Source organism: Vibrio sp. KMM 9700 (assembly GCF_058545285.1).
In genome coordinates this window covers 1,224,952-1,248,505 of record NZ_CM178589.1, presented here as the reverse complement: position 1 = coordinate 1,248,505, position 23,554 = coordinate 1,224,952, and the positions used below count along the sequence as shown (strand labels likewise).

Annotated in this window: 26 protein-coding genes; 21 read left to right on the top strand and 5 right to left on the bottom strand. The window is 41.4% G+C overall.

Features of this window, described 5'->3' with window-relative positions; all coding sequences use genetic code 11:
• The first annotated feature begins 17 nt into the window (after positions 1–17).
• From AC2VOY_RS05590 to AC2VOY_RS05545, 10 genes are all read left to right on the top strand, one after another.
• Positions 18–1,607: an SPOR domain-containing protein gene (locus tag AC2VOY_RS05590; protein WP_491832906.1), complete on the top strand. Its 1,590-nt coding sequence runs from the start codon at positions 18–20 to the stop codon at positions 1,605–1,607.
• Positions 1,608–1,774: 167 nt separating this feature from the next.
• On the top strand, positions 1,775–2,611 hold the full coding sequence (locus AC2VOY_RS05585; protein WP_491832904.1) for a Dam family site-specific DNA-(adenine-N6)-methyltransferase: 837 nt from the start codon (positions 1,775–1,777) through the stop codon (positions 2,609–2,611).
• A gap of 149 nt (positions 2,612–2,760) precedes the next feature.
• Positions 2,761–3,432, top strand: coding sequence for a ribulose-phosphate 3-epimerase (gene rpe / locus AC2VOY_RS05580; RefSeq protein WP_491832902.1), 672 nt, complete (start codon positions 2,761–2,763; stop codon positions 3,430–3,432).
• A gap of 9 nt (positions 3,433–3,441) precedes the next feature.
• A complete protein-coding gene (locus AC2VOY_RS05575; RefSeq protein WP_491832901.1) occupies positions 3,442–4,116 on the top strand; it encodes a phosphoglycolate phosphatase in 675 nt (224 codons plus the stop codon).
• 118 nt (positions 4,117–4,234) lie between these two features.
• Positions 4,235–5,266, top strand: coding sequence for a tryptophan--tRNA ligase (trpS, locus tag AC2VOY_RS05570; RefSeq protein ID WP_491832899.1), 1,032 nt, complete (start codon positions 4,235–4,237; stop codon positions 5,264–5,266).
• A 164-nt stretch (positions 5,267–5,430) separates the two neighbouring features.
• On the top strand, positions 5,431–6,009 hold the full coding sequence (locus tag AC2VOY_RS05565) for an aminodeoxychorismate/anthranilate synthase component II (RefSeq protein WP_491832897.1): 579 nt from the start codon (positions 5,431–5,433) through the stop codon (positions 6,007–6,009).
• Positions 6,010–6,258: 249 nt separating this feature from the next.
• Positions 6,259–7,479 carry an aspartate aminotransferase family protein gene (locus AC2VOY_RS05560; protein ID WP_491832895.1) on the top strand — a complete coding sequence of 407 codons (1,221 nt, stop codon included), beginning with the start codon at positions 6,259–6,261 and terminating at the stop codon, positions 7,477–7,479.
• Positions 7,480–7,558: 79 nt separating this feature from the next.
• Positions 7,559–8,578, top strand: coding sequence for an arginine N-succinyltransferase (astA, locus tag AC2VOY_RS05555; protein ID WP_491832893.1), 1,020 nt, complete (start codon positions 7,559–7,561; stop codon positions 8,576–8,578).
• Between the two features lie 12 nt (positions 8,579–8,590).
• Entirely contained in the window at positions 8,591–10,078 is a 1,488-nt protein-coding gene (astD, locus tag AC2VOY_RS05550; protein WP_491832892.1) for a succinylglutamate-semialdehyde dehydrogenase, read from the top strand.
• Position 10,079: 1 nt separating this feature from the next.
• Positions 10,080–10,946, top strand: a complete 867-nt coding sequence (locus tag AC2VOY_RS05545; RefSeq protein ID WP_491832890.1) for a DUF1338 domain-containing protein — start codon at positions 10,080–10,082, stop codon at positions 10,944–10,946.
• 104 nt (positions 10,947–11,050) lie between these two features.
• Here the strand turns inward: AC2VOY_RS05545 and crp are convergent, their stop codons facing one another.
• The 4 genes from crp to AC2VOY_RS05525 all read right to left on the bottom strand — a co-directional run bounded on the left by crp (position 11,051) and on the right by AC2VOY_RS05525 (position 15,124).
• Entirely contained in the window at positions 11,051–11,683 is a 633-nt protein-coding gene (gene crp / locus AC2VOY_RS05540) for a cAMP-activated global transcriptional regulator CRP (RefSeq protein ID WP_491832888.1), read from the bottom strand.
• Between the two features lie 271 nt (positions 11,684–11,954).
• A complete protein-coding gene (locus AC2VOY_RS05535; RefSeq protein WP_491832887.1) occupies positions 11,955–12,824 on the bottom strand; it encodes a phosphoribulokinase in 870 nt (289 codons plus the stop codon).
• Between the two features lie 153 nt (positions 12,825–12,977).
• Positions 12,978–13,196, bottom strand: a complete 219-nt coding sequence (locus AC2VOY_RS05530; RefSeq protein ID WP_491832885.1) for a YheU family protein — start codon at positions 13,194–13,196, stop codon at positions 12,978–12,980.
• A complete protein-coding gene (locus tag AC2VOY_RS05525; RefSeq protein WP_491832883.1) occupies positions 13,193–15,124 on the bottom strand; it encodes an ABC transporter ATP-binding protein in 1,932 nt (643 codons plus the stop codon). Before AC2VOY_RS05525 ends, AC2VOY_RS05530 begins: the two co-directional genes overlap by 4 nt.
• A 202-nt stretch (positions 15,125–15,326) precedes the next feature.
• Here AC2VOY_RS05525 and kefG point away from each other — a divergent pair, with 202 nt between their 5' ends.
• The 4 genes from kefG (at position 15,327) to slyD (ending at position 18,630) form a co-directional block, all read left to right on the top strand.
• Entirely contained in the window at positions 15,327–15,971 is a 645-nt protein-coding gene (gene kefG, locus AC2VOY_RS05520) for a glutathione-regulated potassium-efflux system ancillary protein KefG (protein WP_491832881.1), read from the top strand.
• A complete protein-coding gene (kefB, locus tag AC2VOY_RS05515; RefSeq protein WP_491832879.1) occupies positions 15,958–17,754 on the top strand; it encodes a glutathione-regulated potassium-efflux system protein KefB in 1,797 nt (598 codons plus the stop codon). Before kefG ends, kefB begins: the two co-directional genes overlap by 14 nt.
• The gene (locus AC2VOY_RS05510; RefSeq protein ID WP_491832878.1) at positions 17,754–17,990 is read left to right on the top strand and encodes a YheV family putative zinc ribbon protein; all 237 of its coding nucleotides are present in this window, start codon (positions 17,754–17,756) and stop codon (positions 17,988–17,990) included. The genes kefB and AC2VOY_RS05510 overlap by 1 nt, the downstream gene beginning before the upstream one ends.
• Before the next feature lie 118 nt (positions 17,991–18,108).
• On the top strand, positions 18,109–18,630 hold the full coding sequence (gene slyD / locus AC2VOY_RS05505) for a peptidylprolyl isomerase (RefSeq protein WP_491832876.1): 522 nt from the start codon (positions 18,109–18,111) through the stop codon (positions 18,628–18,630).
• Positions 18,631–18,761: 131 nt separating this feature from the next.
• Here the strand turns inward: slyD and AC2VOY_RS05500 are convergent, their stop codons facing one another.
• A complete protein-coding gene (locus AC2VOY_RS05500; protein ID WP_491832874.1) occupies positions 18,762–18,992 on the bottom strand; it encodes a SlyX family protein in 231 nt (76 codons plus the stop codon).
• Positions 18,993–19,330: 338 nt separating this feature from the next.
• Here AC2VOY_RS05500 and fkpA point away from each other — a divergent pair, with 338 nt between their 5' ends.
• From fkpA to rpsG, 7 genes are all read left to right on the top strand, one after another.
• Positions 19,331–20,263, top strand: coding sequence for an FKBP-type peptidyl-prolyl cis-trans isomerase (gene fkpA, locus AC2VOY_RS05495; protein WP_491832872.1), 933 nt, complete (start codon positions 19,331–19,333; stop codon positions 20,261–20,263).
• 297 nt (positions 20,264–20,560) lie between these two features.
• Positions 20,561–21,280 (top strand): helix-turn-helix transcriptional regulator, encoded by a 720-nt coding sequence (locus tag AC2VOY_RS05490; protein WP_491832870.1) that lies wholly within the window; start codon positions 20,561–20,563, stop codon positions 21,278–21,280.
• Positions 21,277–21,675: a sulfurtransferase complex subunit TusD gene (gene tusD, locus AC2VOY_RS05485; RefSeq protein ID WP_491832868.1), complete on the top strand. Its 399-nt coding sequence runs from the start codon at positions 21,277–21,279 to the stop codon at positions 21,673–21,675. Before AC2VOY_RS05490 ends, tusD begins: the two co-directional genes overlap by 4 nt.
• A complete protein-coding gene (gene tusC, locus AC2VOY_RS05480; RefSeq protein ID WP_491832866.1) occupies positions 21,675–22,025 on the top strand; it encodes a sulfurtransferase complex subunit TusC in 351 nt (116 codons plus the stop codon). The genes tusD and tusC overlap by 1 nt, the downstream gene beginning before the upstream one ends.
• A 36-nt stretch (positions 22,026–22,061) precedes the next feature.
• Positions 22,062–22,331 carry a sulfurtransferase complex subunit TusB gene (tusB, locus tag AC2VOY_RS05475; protein ID WP_491832865.1) on the top strand — a complete coding sequence of 90 codons (270 nt, stop codon included), beginning with the start codon at positions 22,062–22,064 and terminating at the stop codon, positions 22,329–22,331.
• Positions 22,332–22,518: 187 nt separating this feature from the next.
• Positions 22,519–22,893, top strand: coding sequence for a 30S ribosomal protein S12 (gene rpsL / locus AC2VOY_RS05470; protein WP_004399892.1), 375 nt, complete (start codon positions 22,519–22,521; stop codon positions 22,891–22,893).
• A 114-nt stretch (positions 22,894–23,007) separates the two neighbouring features.
• Positions 23,008–23,478, top strand: coding sequence for a 30S ribosomal protein S7 (rpsG, locus tag AC2VOY_RS05465; RefSeq protein WP_252021286.1), 471 nt, complete (start codon positions 23,008–23,010; stop codon positions 23,476–23,478).
• Positions 23,479–23,554: the final 76 nt, after the last annotated feature.

The following is a 23,554-nucleotide window of genomic DNA, read 5'->3' as shown; positions in this document are numbered from 1 at the left end:
GAAATAGAGGTTTTTTGATGACAGTTTCTCATGCGGGTGATGTGCTTGAGCTACCCTCTCAAAAGCAATTGCTAACACAACTAAAAAAAGCAGTCACAACCAATTCTAACTTGATTAATATTCAAGGTGAGGAAGGGGCTGGTAAAAGTTTTCTGGCGCTTCAATATCAAGCTATTATGGCTGAAGAGCAAAGTATTTCTTTAATTGAATGTAACCCATCTCAAACCCTTGCAGAGCAAAGATCCTTACTTTTAAGTCAGTTGATTGATCCTGAAGATATGCAAGATGGTGAGCTGCCATTTGATGAGAATGATCCTATCAATGAAACCATTGCCCCGGTTTTAACTGAGCTATCTTATGATTTAGCTTTTGTGCTCGATGATGCACATTATGCTGCGCCAGAGTTGTTGCAAGAATTATATGCATTGGTTTTGGCTGGACAAGAAAACCCTGACTGGAATATCAACATTTTAGCTTTTTCATTACCAGATGAGCTTGATGTGATTAACTTACCCGTCTCGCTTACTTTAGATATTCAAGACTTACATGTAGCACCATTGAGTGATAGTGAAATTGACTTTTTTGTCAGCCACTTAGTTGCAGCGCGTGTGCGTGATGAGAAGCAGCGTAAACGTATTTTAAAGCGTGCATTCCAAGTTCCACCATATCCATCTGATTTGCTTGGGCTTAGCCTGCAACAAGCCAAGTGGTATGATAATGTTAATTGGAAACTTGCCGGTGGTGTGGGTGGTGGAGTGCTCGCCTTAGTGCTCTTGCTTTCTTGGTGGCAATCAGAACCAGATACGGAAGAGTTAAAACAAATGCCTGAATGGCGTTTAACTGTTGATGAAAAAGAAGCGCTGAATAAAGAAGATGCAGCGCTGCAAGGTCAGCTTGCTGGTGTGGATGCAGGCGCTGAAATTATGCCACCACCTGTGACAGAGCAAACCGTGACAGTGGGCGAAGATGAAGATGATCGCCAGCGAGTGGTGGTGCCATCGGACATGGTTGATGACATGGAAAATGGCATTAGCCCAGAAGAAGCTGCGCAAAAAGAGCGTGAGCAATTGGCAGCAGAGCGCGCCAAACTTGAAGCTGAGCGTGCTAAATTAGAAGCAGAGAAAAAAGCTCGCGCGCAAGCAGCGGCAAAAGCCAAAGCAGAGCAAGAAGCACAAGCGAAAGCTCGCGCCCAAGCAGCAGCGAAAGCCAAAGCCAAAGCGGATGCCGAGGCAAAAGCGAAAGCAGCGCAATCTGCAACAAGCACTACTGGTGTGAAGTCGAGCACTTCAACTTCAGGCGTGACCACTGTTGTCGCGGATGACGGTGAGTTAATGAAATTGCCTGCATCACGTTACACCTTGCAACTTGGCGCATTAAGTAATTTAAGTTCGGCGTTAAAATTTGTTGATAAGCACCAAATCAAAAACCAAGCGCGAATTTATAAAACTGTGCGTAATGGTAAGCCGCTTTATGTGGTGACTTATCAAGACTATGCAAGCGCAGATCAAGCACGTGCGATGGCTGGCGCTTTGCCACAAAACTTGCGTGCACTGAATCCTTGGCCTAAATCAATTGCGCAAGTTCAAGCTGAAATTAAACAAAATTAATTCACAGCTTTTGGCGCATAATGGCGAGTAACAAAGATAACCCGAAAATACATGTCCAAAGTGGCAATCTATTTTTGGGTTATTTTTTATTCTTATCTTTAGTGAAATGTGTTACATTGCGCGCCCTGTTTATATCCTGAAGTTTCTGTGTGGTGAAAGTAGATAGCATGAAGAAAAATCGAGCTTTTTTAAAATGGGCTGGTGGAAAATATGGCCTAGTCGATGATATCCGACATCACCTTCCTGAAGGACGTAAACTGATTGAACCTTTTGCCGGTGCGGGCTCTGTGTTCCTCAATACTGATTATGACCAGTACTTACTTGCTGATATTAATCCAGATCTGATCAATCTATATAATCTGCTAAAAGAAAAACCAGACTTTTTCATTACCGAAGCGCAGCGTTTTTTCGTCCCTGAAATGAATCAAAAAACGGCTTATTTAGGCGTACGTGCTGACTTTAATCAAAGTGATGATGTGGTTTTTCGCTCGCTCGCATTCTTATATATGAACCGTTTTGGTTTTAATGGCTTATGTCGTTATAACAAAAAGGGCGGCTTTAATGTGCCTTTTGGATCATATAAAAAACCTTACTTCCCTGAAAAAGAGTTATTGTTTTTTGCAGAAAAAGCTAAGAAAGCCACTTTTGTCTGCGAAGGCTATCCACAAACTTTCGCGCGAGCGCGTCAAGGTAGCGTAATTTATTGCGATCCGCCTTATGCTCCACTCGCCCAAGCTTCAAATTTCACCGCTTATGCTGGCAATGGTTTTACCCTTGATGATCAAGCCAAACTTGCTGATATTGCAGAAAAAACTGCATTTAAAAGGCATATCCCTGTACTTATCTCTAACCATGATACTGATTTGACTCGCCGCCTGTATAAAGGTGCGACGCTCAATACGGTTAAAGTTAAACGTACGATTAGCAGTAAAGGCAGTGGCAGACAAAAAGTAGACGAGTTATTAGCACTCTTTTCTTGCCCGCCAAATCCTAGCCAAGTTTAAATTCGCATTTATTCTAAGAATTTCTCTTTTTATTCGAAATATCGCCAGTTAATCGTTTGCTCGAGTAAAATTGCTCGGTTAAAATAGCAGCCAATCTCCCTAGGCTGTATTTGGCCTAGGTTTTGTTTATAAAAACCAAGAGGCTTGGCATGAAAGACTTTCTTATCGCTCCATCTATTTTATCTGCTGATTTTGCTCGCTTAGGCGAAGATGTTGAACGCGTCTTAGCTGCGGGTGCTGATGTAGTGCATTTCGATGTGATGGATAACCACTATGTGCCAAACTTAACTTTTGGCGCGCCAATCTGTAAAGCATTGCGTGATTACGGTATTACTGCGCCGATTGATGTGCACCTTATGGTTGAGCCAGTTGATGCGATCATCCCTGAGTTTGCCAAAGCAGGTGCAAGCATGATCACTTTTCATGTTGAAGCATCTAAGCATGTGGATCGTTCCCTGCAACTTATCAAAGAGCACGGCTGTCAAGCGGGCGTAGTGTTCAACCCTGCAACGCCTTTGCATCACCTTGATTATATTCTAGATAAAGTCGATATGATTTTATTGATGTCGGTAAACCCTGGCTTTGGTGGTCAATCTTTCATTCCTTCTACGTTAGATAAATTACGTCAAGTGCGTGAGCGTATCGATGCGAGCGGTCGTGATATTCGTCTTGAAATCGATGGTGGCGTAAAAGTGGATAACATCCGCGAAATCGCAGAAGCTGGCGCAGATATGTTTGTTGCAGGCTCGGCTATTTTCAATCAACCTGATTATAAAGAAGTGATTGATCAAATGCGCGCAGAATTAGCTAAAGCTAAATAAGGAAGGCTTATGTCCAGCACTCAAATTAAACTTGTTGTCTTTGATTTAGATGGCACCTTGCTTAACTCTGTTCCTGATCTTGCTAAAGCGACCGATGAAGCTATGCAGGCGATGGGGCGTCAAGGCGTCACACTTGAGCAAGTGAGTTGCTGGATTGGCAATGGCGCGGATAACTTAGTCATGCGCGCTTTAAGCCAAGGTATGGAGCGCAGCGCTGATGTCACAGATGAAGATATCCGCACTGCGCGTCAACACTTTGATCATTACTACCATATCGGCGGGCATCAATTAAGCCATCTTTACCCGAATGTAAAGAAGGTGCTCACAGCTTTAAAGCAAAAGTCTATTCATATTGCACTGCTCACCAACAAGCCAAGTCAATTTGTACCCAGTGTTTTAACCAAACACGGAATTGCTGAGTTTTTTGATGATGTGATTGGTGGGGATGATTTTCCAGTTAAAAAGCCTGATCCATTTGCGCTGAATATGCTGGCAGAAAAATACAACTTCGATAAATCTCAAATCTTAATGGTTGGGGATTCAAAAAATGATATCCAAGCGGCGAAAAATGCAGCTTGCCTCTCTTTTGCTTTAACTTATGGCTACAACCATGGCGAGCCAATTCAAGATGCTAAGCCAGATTTTATTGCTGACGATCTGATTGATTTGCTGCAACATATCTAAGTCTTGTTTAATCTGATCCTTGTGTCAGTTTGGGCTAGTAAATCCAAACTGAAAACCTTATGATTAAGGCTCTTATATCTTATTTATTATCTTGTAATTGAAAAAGGAAACACTGAATATGAGCAACTCCAATAAACCCATCGTATTAAGCGGTGTTCAACCATCAGGTGAACTCAGCATTGGTAACTACTTGGGTGCTTTGCGTCAGTGGCAACAAATGCAAGATGATTATGATTGCCAATATTGTGTTGTAGACTTGCACGCAATCACAGTACGCCAAGATCCAAAAGCGCTGCATGAAGCAACCTTAGATGCACTTGCAATCTGCCTAGCCGTTGGCGTATCACCAGAAAAAAGCACCTTGTTCGTCCAATCGCATGTGCCAGAGCATGCGCAACTTGGCTGGGTATTAAACTGCTATACGCAGATGGGTGAGCTGTCTCGCATGACTCAATTTAAAGATAAATCAGCACGTTATGCAAATGATGTGAACGCAGGTTTATTTGGCTACCCAGTCCTTATGGCAGCAGATATCTTAGCTTATCAAGCGCAGCAAGTGCCTGTTGGTAACGATCAAAAGCAGCACCTTGAGCTTGCACGTGATATCGCAACTCGTTTTAATAATTTATATAGCACGCCGGAAAACCCAATTTTCCAAATTCCTGAGCCGTATATCCCAAGCGTGAATGCGCGTGTGATGAGCTTGCAAGATGCAACCAAGAAGATGTCTAAGTCAGATGATAACCGTAAAAACGTGATCACCTTACTTGAAGATCCTAAATCTATCTTGAAGAAGATCAACAAGGCGCAAACTGATACAGAAACACCGCCACGTATCGCACATGATGTCGCAAACAAAGCCGGCATCTCAAACTTGATGGGCCTATACTCAGCAGCAACGGGCAAAACTTTTGCTGAAATTGAAGAGCAATATCAAGGCGTTGAAATGTATGGTCCATTCAAAAAGGATGTGGGTGAAGCATTAGTCGCGATGCTAGAGCCGGTACAAGCTGAATATCATCGCGTTCGTAATGACCAAGCATATCTTGATCAAGTGATGAAGTCTGGCGCAGAAAAAGCCTCTGAGCGTGCCGCGAAAACTTTAGCTAAGGTTTATCAAGCTGTTGGTTTTGTAGGCCGTCCTGTGTGATAGTAGCTATGAATCTTTAATCTTATTGAAAAGACTATTTTCGGTATATTTGGGATTAATTTTAGTTATTTACAATATTAAAGTAGCCAAATCTTTGGCTACTTTTCTTTTTTTCTAATCTTTAGTTGTGGCAGAATACAGCTTTATTTTTATTGGATGCACACATGCTACTTATCATTGATAACTATGATTCTTTTACTTACAACTTGTATCAATACTTTGCCGAGTTAGGTGCTGAAGTAAAAGTTATACGTAATGATGAGATAGATCTTAAAGGCATTGAAGCGCTTTCCCCTACGCATCTTGTGATCTCTCCAGGACCTTGTACACCAAATGAAGCGGGCATTTCACTTGCTGCGATTGAGCACTTTGCAGGAAAATTACCCATTCTAGGCGTTTGCCTTGGGCATCAAGCTATTGCACAAGTTTTTGGTGGTAAAGTTGTTCGTGCGCCACAAGTGATGCATGGTAAAACCTCTGAGCTTAAGCATACTAATCAAGGCATATTTAAGAACTTAGCCAACCCATTGACTGTTACGCGTTACCACTCTTTGATTGTCGAAAAGGAAAGTTTACCTGAGTGCCTCAAGGTCACAGCTTGGACGACAAAAGATCAAGCGGTAGATTTGATTATGGGGTTTGAGCATAAAAGCTTAGCTATTTATGGGGTTCAGTTTCACCCTGAGTCGATACGCTCCGAGCAAGGACATGAGCTATTGAACAACTTTCTTACATTAGGCTAATCATTTGTGACTTCCTCGACATGCTCCTCATATTGCTAATTTTTTCTTAAATATTAGGCATTATTGCTAAAACTCTTCCTATACTAAGAAGAATAGCTTTTATTATTTAATCAATTGTTTGCTTTCATATAAATAGCATTTGATTTTTAATTCTATTTTTCTGCATAAATATTGATTTAGCTTCGCTTTCAGTTCATATTAGAAGTCATTCAAATGAAGCAAATGATCAAATTAATGAAGAGGGATTTTATGTCGGATACACAAGCCACAAATATAACTAGAGATCTTTGGGACCAAGTCATGGTGCCTTGTTATAGTCCTATGCAAATGATCCCAGTGAAGGGCAAAGGTGTGCATGTTTGGGATCAAGAGGGTAACGAGTACATCGACTTCGCTGGCGGGATTGCGGTAAGTTGTTTGGGACATTGCCATCCAATTATGGTCAATGCTTTAACTGAACAAGCGAATAAACTTTGGCACTTAAGTAATGTCATGACCAATGAGCCTGCATTAGCACTTGCCCAAGCTTTGACTGAAATTAGCTTTGCTGAGAAAGTCTTTTTTGCCAACTCTGGCGCTGAAGCAAACGAAGCTGCATTGAAACTTGCTCGTCGTTGGGCAATCGAAACCCATAATCCTGAAAAAACTGAAATTATTGCCTTTAAACAAGCTTTCCATGGACGAACTTTCTTCACTGTCACGGTTGGTGGTCAGGCATCTTATTCGGATGGTTTTGGTCCGAAGCCCGGTGATGTAACTCACCTTCCATATAACGATATCGAATCCCTCAAAGCCCATATCTCAGAGAAAACTTGCGCTGTTATGCTTGAACCTTTACAGGGTGAAGGCGGTATTATCTCGCCCGATCCTGAGTTTTTAAAAGCTGTTCAAAGCCTTTGCGCCGAGCATCAGGCTCTTGTTATTTTAGATGAAGTGCAAACCGGTAATGGTCGAACTGGGCATTTTTATGCTTATCAAGACTTGCCTATCACGCCGGATATTTTAACTACAGCTAAGTCTTTAGGTGGTGGTTTTCCAGTTGCGGCAATGTTAACCACGACAGCCATTGCTGAGCATATGAAAATCGGTACGCATGGTTCGACTTATGGTGGTAACCCTCTGGCATGTGCGGTTGCTTTAGCTGTGGTGAATTATATTCGCCAAGATCATGTCTTAGTAGGCATTCGTGAGCGTGAGCAATGGTTTAAGCAAGGTCTTGAGAAAATTAATCAAAAATATCCTATTTTTAAAGATATTCGCGGTAAAGGTTTATTAATTGGTGCTGAGTTAGTCGAAGACTGGCATGGGCGCAGTAAAGATATTTTAAATGCGGCAGGGGAGCAAGGTCTCTTGGTTCTAGTTGCTGGTGCAAATGTTGTACGCTTTACACCGTCATTGGTGATTTCTAAATCGGAAATCGAGCAAGGCTTGGAATTATTAGAGAAGGCCATTGCAAGTTTGCATGAGTAAATTTGTTATAAAACCTAATCATTTATCAGCAGATCAAAGAAGGTATCAATTGATTTAAGAAACTTCACAGGAGGTGAATATGTTAGTTGTCCGTCCGATTCAAGTCACAGACTATGCGGCTTTATACGAATGTGCGCAAGCATCTGGTCATGGGTTTACCTCCTTGCCTGCTGATAAAACTCTATTGGAAAAACGCATCCAAGCCTCGATTGAAAGTTTTGCAAAAGACGCCCAAATGCCAAATGAAGAAAGCTATCTTATGGTGGGCGTTGATAGCGAAACAGGCAAAGTTGTTGGCACTACTGGCATTGAAGCCGCAATTGGTTGGGATGTGCCTTTTTATACCTATCAAGTTTCTAAAGTTATCCATTCTTCACATAAGCTTGGCGTACGCAATGAAGTAAAAATTCTGACGCTAACGAATCATTACATGGGTGCAAGTGAAGTCTGTACCTTGTTCTTATTACCCGAAGCGCGCGGTGGGCTAAATGGTAAATTAATGTCTAAGTGCCGCTTTTTGATGATGGCGCAACATCCACAAAAATTTGCCGACACTGTCTTTGCTGAAATGCGCGGAGTAAGTGATGAAGCCGGTAACTCACCATTTTGGCAATGGCTACAAGCACATTTCTTTTCGATTGATTTTACTCTTGCAGATTATTTAACCGGAATAGGGAAAAAGGGCTTTATCTCTGATTTAATGCCCAAGCTGCCGATTTATGTCAATTTACTCAGCCCTGATGCGCAAGCTGTGATTGGTAAGGTTCACCCGAAAACAGCGCCTGCGCTTAAGTTATTAGAACGAGAAGGCTTTGCTTGCCGCGGTTTTATCGATATTTTTGATGGCGGTCCAACGGTTGAATGTGATCGCGATAAAATCTACTCGATAGCTCATTCACTATCTGCCAAAGTGAAGATTGCTAAACATTCCTCAGCCCAGTCTTACCTTATTAGTAATAGCTTATTTGAAAACTTTCGAGCTTTGGCAGCGACCGCCGCATTTGATGTCGAAACTAATCAATTATCACTCGATCCTGAGGTAGCTAAGCTACTTTTAGTAGATACAGGTGATCGGGTACGTTTTATCTCGGCCGATTAAAAGGAGTGTCTGATGCAAACTCAAGTGGAATATTCTTTTAAGCAACAACAATGGATTAACGGTCAATGGCTTGACGGTGATGGTGAATCCTTCACATCTTTACGCCCTTATGATCAAACTTTGCTTTGGCAAGGCCAATCCGCCACTGAACAGCAAGTCCTGGCTGCAGTCGCAAGTGCGCGAGAAGCATTTTATGAATGGAAGCATACTGAATTTTCTGAGCGTGAAGCATACATCCAAGCTTATGCAAAACTTCTTGAAGCCCATCAAGTTGATATTGCAACGTTAATTTCAATGGAAACGGGTAAGCCATTTTGGGAAAGTAAAACTGAAGCGGCAGCTATGCTTTCCAAGGTGAAATTCTCAATTCAGTCCTATCAAGAACGTAGTGGTGAGAAGTGTGAACAAAGGGGATCAAATCAGATCCAGTTGCAACATAAGCCAATTGGGGTTCTCGCTGTTTTTGGACCTTATAATTTTCCTTGTCATCTGCCAAATGGGCATATTATTCCAGCCCTTCTTGCTGGCAATACTGTGGTCTTTAAGCCCTCAGAGCAAACGCCAGCCACGGGTGAATTTATGATGTCATTATGGGAGCAAGCGGGTTTGCCTCATGGTGTGTTGAACCTTATTCAAGGCGGCAAAGAAACAGGTATTCATCTTTCAAAAGCGCAGCAACTCGATGGGATTTTATTTACAGGTAGTGCAGCGACAGGGCAGTTATTACATCGACAACTAGGAGGGCAGGTAGGGAAAATGCTTGCGCTTGAAATGGGGGGCAACAACCCCATGATTATCGATAAAGAGTATGGTGATTTAGATGCTTGCGTTTTAACAGTTATCCAATCTGCTTTTTTAAGTGCGGGTCAACGCTGCACCTGTGCAAGGCGTTTATTTATTGCTAATGACGAAGCGGGGGATAAGTTACTCGTAGCCCTAATTAAAACCGTATCTAGTTTAAAATATGGTGCGCCGTTAGAAGATGAACAACCATTTATGGGCGCGCTAATTTCTCCAAGCGCTGCCAAGGCTATTATCGATGCGCAAGATCAATTGATTGAATTGGGTGGAAATGCTTTGTTAAAAGCCAAGCTTGTTCCACCTAGTTTTGTCACCCCAAGTCTCATCGATGTCACAGATCTTACTCATGTACCAGATGAAGAATATTTTGGGCCTTTATTACAAATCTATCGCTATCAAGAGTTTAGTCAAGCGGTTGATTTAGCTAATCAAACTCAATTTGGTCTATCTGCAGGCTTGGTTTCAGTGGATAAAATGAATTGGGAGTATTTCCAAGATAGAATTCGCGCAGGAGTTGTAAACTGGAATAGACCACTAACCGGTGCGAGTGGGGATTTACCTTTTGGCGGTGTCGGACAATCTGGCAACTTTAGAGCTAGCGCTTATTATGCCGCAGATTATTGCGCCTATCCGATGGCATCTGTTATGGGCGAAGCATTAGAGTTCCCAAGCCAGTTACCTCCAGGAATAAGGAGTTAATATGTCTAGTTTAAATTCAGCGTCGCAAATTCAAGCCATCAAGACTTTGTTTAGTCAACTTTGGCAAGATTATCAAGCACGCCTGTGTCCGATGGCTACTAAGGTTCACCAAGTTCTCGCCCTAAAAGAAGGCAAACAAGCGTTGCAAAATGACCATATTGCATTGCGTACTTTTGCCAGTAAGAAACTAGGGCTCAAGCAGCTTGCACAGCATTTTGAACACTTAGGTTATGTGAAAGCTGGGGAATATGAATTTAAAGCGAAAAAGCTTTATGCGCATCATTACCAGCATTCTGATTTAAGTCTTCCTAAAGTGTTTATTAGTGAACTACTAGTCGATGAGCTGAGTGATACTGCGCAGCAAGTTATTTATCAATTAATTGCACAAGTTAGTGATGGCTATGCGCAAGATGAAAGTTTTTTATACCAAGGGCGACCATGGCAACTAACGCAACAAGATTATGATCTGCTTGCTACTGAAAGTGAATATGCCGCTTGGGTTGCTGCTCATGGTTTTGGGGCCAATCATTTTACGGTTTATGTGAATGCATTAAAGCACTTTGAAGAGGTGGCTAGCGTTAATCAGTTCTTAACTGAACACGGCTTTGTATTGAACAAAGTTGGCGGTGAGGTGAAAGGCTCTGAGTTTGATAAGCTTGAGCAATCCGCAACCATGGCAGACAAGGTGTGGGTTGAATTTAATGATGAGAAAAAAGTGCAGATACCCGGTGGATTTTATGAGTTTGCAAAGCGCTACCCTGAGAAACCAGGTGCAGATATTGATCTGAATGATCTTATATTTAGCGACAAACTTTACCAAGGTTTTGTGGCAGCATCAGCAGATAAAATATTTGAGTCGACACATTAACAAAGATAATTCAGAAAGGTTAAAAACAAAAGCAGCCACTTAAAGTTAAGTTGACTGCTTTTTTTGTTATGCTAAACAAATCTCGCACTTAAGCGAAAAGTGGCTTAACGAGTACCGTAAACAACAATCGTTTTACCGTGTGCTGAAATAAGGTTTTGCTCTTCAAGCATTTTTAAGATTCGGCCAACTGTTTCACGTGAACAACCAACGATTTGACCAATTTCTTGACGAGTGATCTTAATTTGCATGCCATCTGGGTGTGTCATTGCATCTGGTTGTTTTGCAAGGTTAAGCAATGTTTGTGCAATACGACCTGTAACGTCAAGGAAAGCCAAGTCACCAACTTTTTGACTAGTGATTTGCAGACGATTTGCCATTTGACCTGATAGACGCATCAGGATATCTGGGTTTACTTGGATAAGTTGGCGGAACTTCTTGTAAGAAATTTCAGCAACTTCACAAGGTGACTTCGCACGAACCCAAGCACTACGCTCTTGACCTTCTTCAAATAAACCAAGTTCACCAATGAAATCACCTTGGTTTAGGTAAGAAAGAATCATTTCTTTACCTTCTTCGTCTTTGATCAATACAGCAACAGAGCCTTTCACAATATAGTAAAGGGTTTCTGCTTTTTCGCCGGCATGAATTAAAGTACTTTTTGAAGGATACTTATGGATATGACAGTGTGAAAGAAACCATTCTAATGTTGGATCTGCTTGAGGTTTACCTAAAACCATAATGTTGTTTCCTCTAAATAAGTCTACTTAGTTACTCTATATGTTTTTCATTTAAGTAGATAGAACTATTGATATTAGTTAAAGTTTTGCACTTCGTATTCATATTGTGAATAAAATGAAAGGCTTACTTTTAGGTAATTGGATATATCGTAAATATTACCTTGTTTTATATGGAATAAAAGGACAGAGATCGCACAACTCATGTCTCATTTTTCGTAAAACAAGGCTAAAGATCACGAAATGAAAACCTTACTCTGACAATTTTAGCATTTTAGTCGATTTTTCCAGTTTCAATTAATCTTTGTAGCAAAGGGTGAATGATAAGCTCCATTGCAAAACTCATCTTACCGCCAGGCACAACGAGTGTGTTGTGACGGGACATAAATGAGCCTTGGATCATTGATAGTAAATATGGAAAGTCGACATTTTCGATACCGCGAACACGAATAACAACAAAGCTTTCATCTAAACTAGGGATGCCTTTTGCATTAAGTGGGTTAGAAGTATCGACAGTTGGAACACGTTGAAAGTTAATATGCGTACGAGAAAATTGAGGTGTAATAAAGTTAAGATAATCATCCATAGAGCGAACAATTGAGTCCATTACAGCTTCTCTTGAGTGCCCTCTATCTCGCGTATCCCGAACAAACTTTTGAATCCATTCAAGGTTAACAATCGGAACCATACCGATAAGTAAATCTACATGTCGTGCGACATTCACGCCTTCATCCACAACGCCACCATGCAAACCTTCATAAAATAGCACATCAGAGTCATTCGGGAGATCTTGCCATGGAGTGAAAGTGCCTGGCATTTGGTTGTAAGGAACCGCTTCATCAAAGGTGTGTAAGTAACGTCTAACTTTGCCTGTGCCATTTTTTCCGTACTGCTCAAAAAAAGACTCAAGGCGGGCAAAATCATTTGCTTGCGAGCCAAAGTAACTAATGTGTTTCCCTTGCTCTTTCGCTTTGCGTATCTCAACATCCATTTCAGGTCGGGTGAAACGGTGAAAACTATCCCCTTCAACCCAAGCTGGTTTCACTTTCATCATATTGAACATTTTACGAAATGTCTCTGAAGTCGTTGTCGTCCCTGCACCAGATGAACCCGTGACAGCAATGATAGGATGTTTTCCTGACATGAAACTTCTTCCTTAAAGATGAACGTAAAATGATGTTTAGTGTATGTAAATTCTACCTTGAAATAAACTTAGCCCAGGTTTGGAGCCCTAAGCTTGTGGGCTAAGTCTAACTTTTAACTCAAATATAGCACTTCTGCCGTGCATTTGCTTAGCTTATGATTCTATATCTTTTTTATTTTTAATATCAATAGTTTCGTGAAGTTCAGAGTAAAGAATAAAGACTTCCTTACGAATTAATAGCTGGCGTACATGCTCAATTTTTTGATCGAGTGAGTATTCTACTTCGCCATAATCTGTACCTTCACGTAGTACAAACTCTTTAATAATATTTTCAAGGGTATCTGGATTTATCTCTTGCCAAGGAATAATCATTCGTTGTCCTCGCTTAGCAGCTCAGCTTCAAGAGCTTCTAACGACTCTTGGGTTTCCATCCACTCCATCTCTACGTCTTCAAGCTCTGATTTGGCTTGGGCTTGAGTTGCTAAAATTTCAGTGAGTTTTGCTTTGTTTTCAGCTTCATACAAACTCATATCGCCTAAAGCAGTTTCTGCGTCATTAAGCTTGGTGGTCAATTTATCCATTTTCGTTTCGAGTTGTTTGAGCGTTTTACGCAGTGGCGCCGTTTGGGTGCGCGCTTGTGCTTGGCGGCGCTTAATATCTTTACGATTGGCGGCTGAGTTTTGATTATTTGATTCTGCTGGTTTATCTTGGCTGTCACGTCTTTCTTGTCTTTGCTGCTCAACCAACCATTTGTAATAATCTTCAAGATCGCCAGCAAAAGGCTCTACTTGCTGGTTATCGACCAGATACAAGTCATCCGTCGTAGCGCGTAGAAGATATCTATCGTGGCTGACAATGACCATTGCACCTTCAAAGGTTTGCAAAGCAAAGGTGAGCGCTTGGCGCATATCTAAGTCCAAGTGGTTCGTCGGTTCATCGAGAAGTAGCAAGTTAGGTTTTTGCCATACGACTAGGGCTAACACTAAACGCGCTTTTTCACCACCAGAGAAAGGTACAACTTGATCGAGCGCTTTATCCCCTTGAAAGCCAAAGCTGCCTAAATAATCACGCAACTCTTGTTCGGTGCGATCTGGAGCAATTTGCATCATGTGCTGGAGTGGTGTTTCTTCAGGATGCAAGGTTTCGAGTTGATGCTGAGCAAAGTAGCCAATTTTTACGCCTTGTGAATAGGTTAAATCACCAGACTTAGGTGCTAGCTCGCCCGATAAGAGTTTAATTAACGTTGATTTACCCGCGCCGTTGCGACCAAGCAAACCAATACGGCTGCCAGGGACAAGGTTTAACTTAATTTCTTTTAAAATCAGCTTATCATCATAGCCTGCGCTGACTTCATCCATCATTAAAATTGGTGTTGGCAGGGCAGCGGGCTCACGAAACTCAAAGCTAAATGGGTTATCAAATTGCGCTGGCAGCACTTTTTCCATTTTTTCTAGTGCCTTGATACGGCTTTGCGCTTGGCGAGCTTTGGATGCTTTATAACGGAATCTATCAATATAGCTTTGCATGTGCGCCATTTGCTTTTGCTGCTTGGCAAACATAGCTTGTTGCAAAACAAGTTTTTGCGCTCTTTGAGTCTCAAAAGATGAATAGTTACCTGTGTATTCATTCAAGCTTTGGTTTTCAACATGAATAATACGATTGACGATAGGATCGAGAAAGTCCCTATCATGCGAGATTAAGACTAGGGTGCCAGAGTAATTTTGTAGCCACTTTTCAAGCCACAACACGGCATCTAAATCCAAGTGGTTGGTTGGTTCATCGAGAAGCAAAAGATCAGAGCGGCAAATCAAGGCTTGGGCAAGGTTTAGACGCATGCGCCAACCACCAGAGAATTGAGTTAAAGACCAAGACATTTGCGCTTGTGAAAAGCCTAAACCATTTAACAACTCAGCTGCGCGAGCGCGAATCGTATAACCGCCAACGGTTTCAATTTTACCATGTAGCTCGGCTGCGAGTGTGCCTTTGTCTTCTTGTTCAGCTTTCGCCAATTTTGCTTCAAGTGCACGAAACTCTCTATCGCCATCAATGACATATTCGATTGCACTGGTTTCAATATGTGGCGTTTCTTGGTTAACCCAAGCAAGCTCCCAATGCGCTGGCAGTTGAAAGTTACCCGCATCAATAGATAGCTCATCTTTAATTAAAGCAAAGAGGGTGGACTTGCCACAGCCGTTTTTCCCAACAAGACCGACCTTATCGCCCGGACGAATGGTTGCAGAGGCTTGTTCAAGTAAAGGTTTGCCACCACGCAGGAGGCCTATATTGGAAAAAGTGATCATAGAATTGTATTTACCAGCTTTTAGATGTTGCGATGAAAAGACGCTTTAAATATGGATACCAAATACTAGAGATTTAAAGCTGATTTGTCGATCATTATCCTGTTATTAGACTATTATCGGCTTAATCAAAGAAGTCATCATACATGGAGTAAAACTAATGTTATGATTAAGTTATAGACGTAAGGTATAAAAATGGAGTTATATGTCTGATTCTTATTCTCACACGCAAGCTAAACTCAATGTTTTAGTTATCTTTGCGCACCCCGATCCAGAAAGTTCGCTCGCTAACCAAGCGATGCTACATGCTATTTCTGATCTTGAACATGTCACTGTGCATGATTTATATGCTGCATACCCCGACTTTTTTATCGATATTCAAGCCGAACAAAAATTAGTTGAAGCACATGATGTGTTGGTTTTCCAACATCCTTTATTTATGTACTCATGCCCAGCCTTATTAAAAGAATGGATGGATGTTGTGCTTGGCAAAAACTTTGCATTTGGCGCCGGGCGTGCATTGGAAGGCAAAGTTTGGCGTAGCGTGATTACGGCAGGTGGCTCGCATAATGCTTTCACGCGTGAAGGATATAACTATTATTCCTTAGATGAATTGCTCCAACCTTTTGAACTTACTGCAAAATTATGCCGCATGCAATGGGTGAAACCTCTTGCTTTATACTGGGCGAGAAATATTAGCCAAGTGGATCGCATTGAACATGCGCAGCAATATAAACACTGGTTAGCTAATCTTGAGGATGAACTTGCAGAGGAAGTGAGCTTAGAAGATATATATCAAAGCCGAGGAAATCGTTTAGCGATGCAAGGAGAGGTAGATGGAAACCAATGATCTTTTACAGATAGGCGTTATCTTTCTTTCCGCAGCGGTGATCACGGTTCCGATTGCGCAGAAATTAGGCTTAGGCTCAGTGCTTGGTTATCTACTCGCTGGGGTTGTGGTAGGCCCTTGGGGGATGGGGCTAATTTCAGATGTTGAAGAAGTGATGCACTTTGCCGAGTTTGGCGTAGTGTTATTGTTATTTTTAATTGGTTTGGAGTTAAATCCAAAAACCTTGTGGCAGATGCGCGGGCCGATAATTGGCTTAGGCGGGGCGCAAGTTGTGGTTTCAACACTTGTGATCGCTGGAATTAGCTTTTTATGCGGCGTTAGCTGGCGCGATAGCTTAGTGATTGGGATGGGGCTTGCTTTGTCCTCCACTGCAATTGCGTTAAGAGTGATTGAAGAAAAAGGGTTGTCGAGCTCAGAAGCTGGGCATTCTGGCTTCGCTGTCTTATTGTTCCAAGATATCGCTGTGATCCCAATGTTGGCATTTCTACCTTTACTTGCTGGTGGTGGTGGAGGAGATTCGAGTTGGCAAGATGGCGCTTGGATGATTGCTGGAGTTGCCGGCTTATTGATTGGTGGGCACTTTTTGTTAAGACCCATCTTTCGAATTATCGCCCTTAGCCGAGTGCGTGAACTCTTCACTATCGCAGCTTTATTATTGGTGATCGGCACTGCAATCTTGATGGACTCACTTGGTTTGTCGATGGCGTTAGGCACTTTTATTGCAGGGGTATTACTTGCTGAAAGTGAATTCAGGCACGAACTTGAAACTGCAATTGAGCCCTTTAAAGGCTTATTACTAGGCTTATTTTTCATGTCGGTTGGGATGGCAGTTAACTTGCAGCTGCTAACCTTATATCCGCTTGAAATCTTAGCCGCAGTCATGGCTTTGGTCACAGTGAAAGGTTTAATTTTATATTTGCTTGCACGGCTCTCAGGCTTGCAGTCAAAATCGCGCAGCCGCATGGCCGCAATTTTAAGTCAAGGCGGTGAATTTGCTTTTGTTATTTTTAGCGCAGCCAGTGTTGAAGGTTTATTAAACGCAGAGTTGAGCGCATTCTTACTGGTTGTGGTGAGTATATCCATGGTTACGACGCCTTTGATTTTACAAGTGCAAGATGTTTGGTTTAAACGTACGATTAACCAAGAGTCGATGCAATCAGATGTTGAAGACAGAGATCCTAAAGTCATTATTGCTGGCTTTGGGCGCTTTGGGCAGGTGATAGGTCGTTTGCTTTATGCGAATAAAATCAGGCTCACGGTATTAGAAAGCGATGCAAGCCAAATTAAACTATTAAGAAAGTTCGGCTATAAAGTTTATTATGGTGATGCGACTCAGCTTGATCTCTTGCGCGCAGCCGGCGCTGAAAAAGCGCAAGCAATCGTGATTTGTACCGATCATCCCGATGAAGTTTTGAAAATAGTCGAGTTATGCCAAATGCATTTCCCGAACTTAAAGATTTTAGCGCGTGCGCGTAGTCGTGTAGAGGCCTATCAGCTGTTAAATCTTGGCGTGACTTTATTCTCACGCGAAATGTTTATGAGCGCGTTAGATTTAGGTAAGCAAACCTTAGTCGCTCTTGGCATGCATCCTTATCAAGCCAATCGCGCGCAAGCGCATTTCAAACGATTAGATATGCATATGATAAAAGAGTTACTGCCACAACGAGAGGATGCAGACTTTACGAGCCGCGCAAAAGAAGCGCGTAAAGAGCTCGAAGAGATTTTTGATCGTGAAATGGAAAACGAACGCAAGATGCGCAATATGTGGGGAGGGGATGAATAATGCTAGGCAAAACTGAAAGAGCTAAAAAACGTTTTATCGCTGGGGCGGTGTGCCCCAGTTGTAAAACACAAGATTCTGTTTATGTCGCTTTGATGCCTGATGGAGAGCAAGTGGCATGTGTGAGCTGTGATTATCTTGAGCTAAAAGAAGCACCTAAAGATGAACCCCAAGTGCTGAAAGCTCAAAATTTTGTTGCGAAAGATCAAAACGTCATAGGTTTATTTCAGCCGGAATGAATTTAATTGCCCTCAAACATTGCAATCTAAGTCACTTGTTAGCATCATAGTAGGGATTTCATCAAAGCGTGATCGAATTTTTAGAGAGTCGCGCTTGTGTACAGACTCGGAGCATAAAATGAAAATTGAAAACAACAAGGTTGTTAGCCTTGCATATAAATTAAAGTTAGAAGACGGTGTCGTGCTAGAAGAAACAACAGCACAAGCACCTATGGCTTACTTGCATGGTCACAACAACCTTATCACAGGTCTTGAAAAAGAGCTTGAAGGTAAAGAATCTGGCGCTGCGTTCACAGCTGTGATTGCACCAGAAGAAGCTTACGGTCAGTACAATGATGAACTTGTTCAACGTGTACCTGGCAACCTATTCCAAGGTGTTGATACACTAGAAGTTGGCATGCGTTTTATCGCAAACACTGATCAAGGTGAAATGCCAGTTGAAATCACTGAAGTTGATGGCGACCATGTAGTGGTTGATGCAAACCACATGCTTGCTGGCCAAACGCTAACTTTTGATGTGGAAGTAGTTGAAATTCGTGAAGCAACAGCTGAAGAATTAGAGCACGGTCATGTTCACCAAGCTGGCGCACATGAGCATAAAGAAGAAGGTGGTTGTTGTGGCGGCGGTTGTAGCTGCTAAGCAATACTTCTAATAGCTGACTTTATAGCAAGATTTAAAAGCCTGAACTTGAGTCCTCTCGTTCAGGCTTTTTTGTGCCCAGCATAGTTTAAATGCGCTATATCTGTTTGCGCATTCATTATGATGAGGCATTAATAATGCGGTGGTGGCGTTTCTTCTGACGGGTCAGCAAGGTTAGATGTGGTCATGCTCTTCACCTTGGTGACCATAAAGCGCATTTGCTCTTGCATCTGAGAAATCAGAATTTGTTGCTGGCTTAAAGCTTGGTTGAGCTCGTCGATGGTATGCTCTTGAAATGCAACTTGACATTCAAGCGCGTCAAGACGCTCAAGCAGTTGTTTGGTATCTAATGAATTTGGCATAAGTATCTATCTAGTTAATCCAAAAATATGAAAGTTAAATAAAGAATATGGCAAGGATTGTAGCAGCTTTTATAGTATTCGGCTTGGTTTTGATTTCAGAGGCCTACATGAGGTTTATTTAAGGCTTATGTTAAGTTTTGTTTAAGATTGAATGAAAACTAACCAGTTAAGCCCTGGTAGGAATTTTATTCTGAACTTTTTCTTTTGATATCAGTCACTATTTCTAACTTTAACAAAGCTTTCGTTGCAATATCAGGCTTGTACTTTGTAAATCCAAGCGTATATTGAGTAAGACTTTATTTTATAAAATACAATAAATAAGCATAGCGGAGATTTAGATGAAATCTATTTTAAAAGTATCACTTCTTGCTGCAACAGTTCTCGCTGCAGTTGGTTGTCAAAAAGAAGAAACCAAAGCACCAGAGCAAGCAGCAACTCAAGTTGAAGCAACAAAAGCAGAAGCGACTAAAGCAGACGCAACAGCAGCAACTGAATTTAAAACTGAAGATGATAAAGCAGCCTATGCTATGGGTGTTTCTTTCGCTCAATATCTGACTCAGAACATGGATAAGCAAGAAGAACTAGGTGTATCTTTAAGCAAGGATATTATCCTAACTGGTATTCAAGATGCTTTTGCTGAAAAATCTCAGCTATCGGATGAAGAAATTCAAACGACTCTTGCTTCACTTGGCGACCGTGTAAACAAGAAACTTGAAGAGCAGCAAAAAGTTGCCGCTGAAAAAGCAGCAAAAGATGCAGCAGAAGCTAAGTCTAAAGGTGATGAATTCCGCGCAAACTTTGAAAAAGAAGATGGCGTAACTAAAACTGATTCAGGTCTTCTTTATAAAGTGATCACACCTGCAAAAGATGCAGATGCGAAATCACCAAAAGAAACGGATACCGTTGTTGTTCATTATAAAGGCACATTGATTGATGGCACCCAGTTTGATAGCTCTTATGAGAGAAACCAACCTGCCTCATTCCCTTTAAACCAAGTCATCACAGGTTGGACGGAAGGTCTTCAACTTATGAAAGTTGGTGAAAAAGCGGAGCTTGTGCTACCACCTGAGCTTGCTTACGGCGAACACCCAACAGCTTCAATTCCTGGTAACTCAACTTTAGTATTTGAAGTTGAACTACTTGATATCAAAGATGCTGAGCAAGTGAAGAAAGAGCAAGCAGAAGCTGCGAAGAATCAACCAAGCCAAGCTCAAATTCAAGCGGCTATGGAAGCAGCACAAAAGCAAATGAAAGCTGCGCAAGAACAATAATTTATACAAAACTAGATTGATTCAAACACAAGTATCGCCATATATTCGATGTACTTGAGCGCTTTTTGAATTAAATTGTAAAAATTATATAAATTAAAGCACTGGAATTTTTCTGGTGCTTTTTTTATTTCATTGAAATATAAAGAAATATTTTTAATTGGTGTGTTTTTTATGACACAGAGTCTTAGATATATATTTAGTGACTATCAAAATATTTGATAAAATCAAGTATAATTGAATTTAGCATTATCGTGATAAATGTATATATCCAAAATACTTGATAATTAAAGAGGCAACGTGGACAGTATTGCAAGTACAGAAGAATTATTAGAAATAGATTCAGTGCGTTCGACACCTTTTAATGCACAAGATCACTTCATCTTAAACTCTTATGAGGCGGTCGTAGATGGCCTTGCTAGCCTCATTGGCCCTTATTGTGAAATCGTGCTGCACTCACTTGAAGATCTTAACACTTCAGCTATTAAGATTGCCAATGGTGAGAATACAGGTCGTCAGGTTGGTTCACCAATCACAGATCTTGCGTTAAAAATGCTAAAAGATATCGAAGGTTCAGAACGTAACTTCTCTCGTTCATACTTTACGCGTGCAAAAGGCGGCGTATTGATGAAGTCGATTACGATTGCGATCCGCAATGGTGAAGGGCGAGTAATTGGTCTGCTTTGTATTAATATCAACTTAGATGCGCCATTCTCACAAATCCTGCAAGCTTTCATGCCAAATGAAGAAGCAAAAAAAGCAGCGTCTAACGTTAACTTTGCAACAGATGTAGAAGAGCTTGTTGATCAAACGCTTGAGCGCACGATTGAAGAAGTGAATGCTGATAAAACACTTTCTAATCACACCAAGAATCGTCAAATTGTTATCGATCTTTTTGATAAAGGTATCTTTGATATTAAAGATGCAATCAACCGTGTCGCAGAGCGTTTAAATATTTCTAAACACACAGTTTACTTATATATCCGTCAACGCAAAGGCGGGGAAGGGGAAACTGAGTGAGCCAAGTGCTAACTTATACTTTAGTGATTAATGCTGCGCCTTACGGAAATGTTCAGGCGCTGCATGCTTATCATTTTGCTTGCGCTTTAATCGAAAAAGGGCACCAACTTAAAAGTGTCTTTTTTTATCAAGCCGGTGTGCAGCATGCATCCAAGCTTAACTTACCGGCAAACGATGAGTTTGATTTAACCAAAGCTTGGCAAAGCCTTGCACTTGAACATCAAATTTCACTGGAGGTCTGTGTGGCGGCATCGCTGCGGCGTGGACTTGTGAGCGAGCAAGAAGCAACAACTCATCAGTTAGATAGTAGCAACCTTGCGACAGGTTTTGAGATGGCAGGCTTAGGCAGTTTAGCTAAGGCATTAATTGTGCAAGATAGAGTGGTGACTTTCTAATGTTAGGTTTTGTTTTTCAAACGCTCCCACATATCAGTGCCTCTGGACGCGAAGGCTTGGATGCTTTACTTGCAACTTCTGCTTTTACTGAAGAGATCCAAGTATTCTTTGTTGGTGATGGTGTCTTGCAGCTTAAAAAAGACCAAAACTTAGATGCATTAGGCAGTAAAGACTATATCAAAGCCTTTGGTTTGTTGGAGCTTTATGATGTGGAAGAGATTTATGTCTGTGAGACATCGTTAAACTCTTTTGGATTAACACAAGCGGACTTAGTTATTGATGCCACGCTTGTTGGCAAGTCCGAGATCCGTCAATATTGGCAAGCATGCAATAAGTTAATCAGCTTTTAATCTTCATGAGCGCTTTGAATATCACCGAGAGTCTTTATGTTACATATTATCCAAGCAAGAGATAAAGCTAGCCAAGCATTGAAGTACGCAGCGCAAGATGATGCATTTGTCTTGATGGGCGAAGCTTGTTATTTACTATTTAAAGCTGACTTTTGCGAGCTAATGGCGAAACATGAGTTGTATGTGCTTGAATCCGATATGCAGGCTTATGCTTTACCAAAGAGACAAGACGTTACACAAATCGCCTATGCTGATTTTGTTGAATTAACTGCTCAGCATGAGCAATCTTTGACTTGGTCGCTTTGAGCTTTAAGCGAATTTGGCTTGCTGAAGATAAATTGATCAAAAAAACTTCATTTTATATTGTATATTTCTTGACACATTCCCCATAGACGAATAGAATTTCGCGTCCCTCATTCTTACTATTTAGTTTTAGTGATTGAGGGTTAGATTTTTCACAAGCTTACTTTCAAGTACAATCAGGAGCTATTTAATGGCAACTATTAACCAGTTGGTACGTAAGCCACGTGCAAAGCAAGTTGTAAAAAGCAACGTGCCTGCACTTGAAGCGTGTCCACAAAAACGTGGTGTATGTACTCGCGTATATACTACTACTCCAAAAAAACCGAACTCAGCATTACGTAAAGTATGTCGTGTTCGTCTAACTAACGGCTTTGAAGTTACTTCATACATCGGCGGTGAAGGTCACAACCTTCAAGAGCACTCAGTTGTTCTTATCCGTGGTGGTCGTGTTAAAGATTTACCAGGTGTGCGTTATCACACTGTTCGCGGTGCACTTGACTGTGCTGGCGTAAATGACCGTAAACAAGGTCGTTCTAAGTATGGTGTTAAACGTCCTAAGTCTTAATGCTAATTTCTTTTTTAGAAATAGCGTTGAGTAAGGCCAAACACTAAAAATAATTGTAATTTTGAAGAAACTGAAAAGTTTTGGATAACCTGAAGAAGACAACGGAGAAATACCATGCCACGTCGTCGCGTAATTGGTCAGCGTAAGATCCTTCCAGATCCTAAGTTCAAATCTGAGCTGCTGGCAAAATTTGTAAACATCGTAATGGTTGACGGTAAGAAATCAACTGCTGAAAAAATCGTTTACGGTGCACTAGATACTATGGCTGAGAAATCTGGTAAAGATCACTTAGCTGTATTCGAAGAAGCTCTTGAAAATGTTCGCCCAGCGGTAGAAGTTAAATCTCGCCGTGTAGGTGGTTCAACTTACCAAGTACCTGTAGAAGTTCGTCCGGTTCGCCGTAACGCTCTTGCTATGCGTTGGTTGGTTGAAGCTGCGCGTAAGCGTGGTGAAAAATCTATGGCGCAACGTCTAGCTGCTGAAATGCTAGATGCGTCTGAAAACAAAGGTACTGCGGTTAAGAAACGTGAAGACGTTCACCGCATGGCTGACGCTAACAAAGCGTTCGCTCACTACCGTTGGTAATCTCTCCAACATTGGTAGTAACACCTATGTTAAAACCTGGGCTAATCGCTTAGGTGACAACACTAGCTTAGGTAAG